General features: G+C 68.3%; 4 protein-coding genes. All 4 read left to right on the forward strand.

Annotation, left to right across the window (positions count from 1 at the left end; all coding sequences use genetic code 11):
* Positions 1-150 precede the first annotated feature (150 nt).
* Positions 151-1,467, forward strand: coding sequence for an MFS transporter (locus tag Q1V71_RS15265; protein ID WP_300644849.1), 1,317 nt, complete (start codon positions 151-153; stop codon positions 1,465-1,467).
* An 18-nt stretch (positions 1,468-1,485) separates the two neighbouring features.
* Positions 1,486-2,082, forward strand: coding sequence for a class I SAM-dependent methyltransferase (locus tag Q1V71_RS15270; RefSeq protein WP_300644847.1), 597 nt, complete (start codon positions 1,486-1,488; stop codon positions 2,080-2,082).
* 234 nt (positions 2,083-2,316) lie between these two features.
* A complete protein-coding gene (locus Q1V71_RS15275; protein WP_300644850.1) occupies positions 2,317-2,709 on the forward strand; it encodes a helix-turn-helix transcriptional regulator in 393 nt (130 codons plus the stop codon).
* Positions 2,709-3,611, forward strand: coding sequence for a cation diffusion facilitator family transporter (locus Q1V71_RS15280; protein WP_300644848.1), 903 nt, complete (start codon positions 2,709-2,711; stop codon positions 3,609-3,611). The genes Q1V71_RS15275 and Q1V71_RS15280 overlap by 1 nt, the downstream gene beginning before the upstream one ends.
* The last annotated feature ends 269 nt before the right edge of the window (positions 3,612-3,880 follow it).

Raw genomic sequence — 3,880 nt, forward strand, 5'->3', positions numbered from 1 at the left:
CGCACGCCGTAGGCTCGAGCATCGTCGAGGCCTTCCGGTTGGTTGCTTGGTCGCACCAAACTTTGGAAGGCCTCGACCCCGTTCCGGGTCAGGCGCTCAGGTCGTGTCGCTCACCTACCCCCACCGCAGGTATGAAGAGCCCGCAAACGGCTGCTCCTCATCGGACTTGGCCTGTTCGGGATCTCCTCGGCTGTGGCCGCCTGGGTCGGCTCCGCCGCCCTGGTGATCGCCGCCCGCGGCGTGATGGGGCTGGGCGCCGCGATCATGATGCCGGTCGCCTTCGCGGTCCTCGCCGCCCTCTTCGGCCCAGCGGAGCGCGGCAAGGCAGTCTCATTTCTGGTCATGGGACTGGGCATCGGCATCCCGCTAGGGCCGATCATCGGCGGCTACCTGCTCCAGCACTTCTGGTGGGGCTCCATCTTCCTCATCAACGTCCCGATCGCGATCATCGGCGCCATCGCCATCGCGGCCCTGCTCCCGGAGTCGCGCGACCCGTCGCCACGACGCCCCGACGTACTGGGAGCGGTGCTGTCCACGGCCGGGCTCACCTCGCTCGTCTACGGGGTGATCGAGGCCCCCGGCCGGGGTTGGTCGGATCAGGTCACCATTGGCGCGATCAGTGCCGGACTGGTGGTGCTGACGGCGTTCGTGGCCTGGGAGCTACGGGTACGCGACCCGATGATCGACCTGCACCTGTTCGCCCGGCCTCAGTTCTTGTGGGCCAGCATCGCCGGCGTCCTGGTCACCTTCGGCATGCTCGGACTGTTGTTCGTCGTCCCGCAGTACCTGCAGTTCGTCGCCGGCCACGACGCCCTCGGTACCGGGATCCGGCTGCTTCCGCTGATCGGCGGCCTGATCGTCGGCGCCCCAGCCGGGGAGCGGCTCGCCGCGCGCGCCGGCTATCGGGTGCCCGTCTCGGCCGGCCTAGCCGTGCTCGCCGCAGGCGTGGCCATCGGCGCGCTCACCGACCTGCAGTCCAGCTACGGATTCGTCGCAGCCTGGCTCGCCACAGCGGGCCTCGGGATCGGGATGGCGCTCGCACCCGCCATGGACGCCGTCCTCGACGCCCTCCCGACCGAGCAAGCCGGGTCCGGCACCGCGATCACGATGACCCTGCGCCAGACCGGTGGTGCCCTCGGCGTCGCCCTGCTCGGCAGCCTGCTCGCTGAAGGCTACGCCAGCCGGGTGAACACCGCCGGTTTGCCGCCCGAAGCAGCGGTCGCCGCCCGCGAATCCATCGCCGGAGCCCTCGCCGCAGCCGCACGCCTCGGCGAGCCAGCCATCGCGGCCAGCGCGAATGTCGCCTACCTGCACGGCATGACCCTCGTGCTGATCGCCACAGCGACAACCGCTGGGCTCAGCGCCGTCCTAACCGCGCTGCTCCTACCCGGCAAACCCACCGCCGACAGCGATCATGACCCTCGCTCACCAGAAGCCACCACCATCCCCGACCACCGGGAGCGCTGACTGATGCTGATGAACCAGATGGAGACCTTCCTGGTCACCAGTCCCGCCAACCGCATCTTCCAGCGCTGCGTCGAAGCGCCGATGCTGCGGCGGCTTGGTGGCCGCACCCCGGGAGCTCGCGCGCTGGAGATCGGCTGTGGGTCGGGCTATGGCACCAAGCTCATCATCGACCAGTTCGGCGCCGCGACCGTCGATGCCGTCGACCTCGACCCCGCCATGGTGACCCGAGCCCGTCACCGGCTGCGCCGCTACAACGACCAGGTCCGCGTCGAGCAGGGCAGCGCCGATGATCTGCAGGCAGCGCTGGGCGCCGCTGACGCCAGCTATGACGCCGTTTTCGACTTCGGGATCATTCACCACGTCATCAACTGGCGCGACGCCGTGGCCGAGGTCTCCCGGGTCCTGCGGCCCCGTGGCCGGTTCTACTATCTCGAGGTCAGCGCCGCCGCGCTCGCGCGACCCAGCTACCGCCGACTCCTGGACCACCCGACCAAGGACCGGTTCACCGCCGGCCAGTTCCTCGCCGAGCTCACCGCTCACGGACTCGAGCCTGCCGACAGCTGGCGCACCTACATCGGCAGTGACTATCTTGCCGGCGTCGCACAGAGGTCCTGACCAACGCACACCGCGCGCCCCGCGCGGCACCGGATCTGTGAGTGCCGTCGAGCGACGCCCCAGGAAGGGGAGTACCCCGTGACCGCCTGACGTTTAACGGCGTGGCGGAGGGGGCGACGAAAGAATGCGCGACTGCGTACACGGACGCGTGCAGGCTGGGCCGGGGCTCCTCCACTGCGTCTCCATGCCGCCATTGTTATCTCCACTATCTGGCCATAACATCGCCGTATGGCGATGACAAGAACGCGGGTGCCCCTACATGACGCCCTCGACGAGCGGGCCGCGTTGATACCAGCAGCGTGCTTGTTCCGGGCGATGGCTGATCCTTCGCGGTTGGTGATTCTTCAGCATTTGACGATGGGGGAGCACCGGGTGGTCGATCTGGTGTCCCACCTCGGGCTGGCGCAGTCAACGGTGTCGAAGCACCTGACCTGCCTGCGCGAGTGCGGCCTTGTCGACTCGCGACCGGTCGGGCGATCGTCGGTTTTCGCCCTGACCGAACGCGACCTGGTGCTACGAGTACTCGGTGTGGTTGATGAGCTTCTAACGGCTACCGGCGAGGCGGCTTCGCTGTGCTCAAACGCCGGTGACGGGCGACCCGCCAGCCGTCGACGGGCAGAGTCCTGATGGGGACTGGGCATGGTCACGGGCACGCGAGTGCCTCCGGCCGGCATCGGTGGCGATTGACACTCGCCTTTGGGTTGGTGTCGGGCTTCTTTGGCGTGGAGCTCGGCTTCGGGCTGTGGTCCGGGTCTCTCGCGCTGCTCTCCGATGCTGGGCACATGGCTGCCGACGTGGTGGCGTTGGGCGCGGCGCTGGCCGCGACCAGGATCGCGACTCGGAAGGACACGACCGGCATGCGCACCTTCGGCTCCTACCGCGCCGAGGTGTTTGCCTCCGGCCTGGCTGTGCTGCTGATGCTCGGCGTAGCCGCGTACGTCTCGATCGCGGCGTTCCGACGGATCGGAGACTCGGTCGAGGTCGAGAGTGGCGCGATGTTGATCGTCGGCGCGATCGGCCTCGCGGTGAACGTAGTCGCCCTACTGCTGCTGCGCGGCGGCGCGACTGAAAGCCTGAACGTGAAGGGCGCCTACCTGGAGGTGGTGGCCGACACTCTGGGCTCGGTCGGCGTGATCGTGGCCGGAGTACTCGTCGCCCGGACGGGCAGCGCGTGGTGGGACACCGGAATCGCCTTCGCGATTGGCGTCTTTGTCGCTGTCCGCGCTGTGATGCTCGGCCGTGAAGTACTGGCGGTCCTCGGGCAGCATGCTCCGGCTGGCGTGGAGCCAGCTCACGTCGAGAGTGAACTGGCTGGGGTGTCGGGCGTGATCGACGTCCACGACCTGCACTTGTGGACGCTCACGTCGGGCATGAATGTCGCGACGGCGCACCTGGTCGCACGCGGCGACGCCGACACCGACGCGGTGCTCGGGTCGGCGCGAGAGGTGCTGAGTAAGCGGTTCGGGGTCGAGCACGCAACCTTGCAGGTCGAAACCGATCCGGCCTCCTGCAGCGAGATGTCATGGTGATCCCCAGTCAGGACACGACCAAGTCAGGTCCTTGCGGTCCTGGTCAGGTTCTCGCGCCCAGGGTCACCCGTGAGGTGGCCGCGGGCCTGCCGGTGACGAGGTCGTCCTACGTCGTGCGAAGGGCATCGGAGCGTGTCAAGAATTCTGGCTCTTCTGACTGATCCGTGGGTCATCGGCCGGGCAGCAGCGGTCGGTGTCCGCCTAGGTTGAGCATCGCGAGGCCGATGAGGGCGTCGGGTGAGCGGAATCCGAAGGCCACCCTGGTGATG

Source organism: Nocardioides sp. (assembly GCF_030149505.1).
Lineage (GTDB): Bacteria > Actinomycetota > Actinomycetes > Propionibacteriales > Nocardioidaceae > Nocardioides.

Coding starts and splice junctions, on each gene's coding strand:
- Q1V71_RS15280 (WP_300644848.1), top strand. CDS start 2,709: ATGGGGACTGGGCATGGTCACGGGCACGCGAGTGCCTCCGGCCGGCAT.
- Q1V71_RS15270 (WP_300644847.1), top strand. CDS start 1,486: ATGGAGACCTTCCTGGTCACCAGTCCCGCCAACCGCATCTTCCAGCGC.
- Q1V71_RS15275 (WP_300644850.1), top strand. CDS start 2,317: ATGACAAGAACGCGGGTGCCCCTACATGACGCCCTCGACGAGCGGGCC.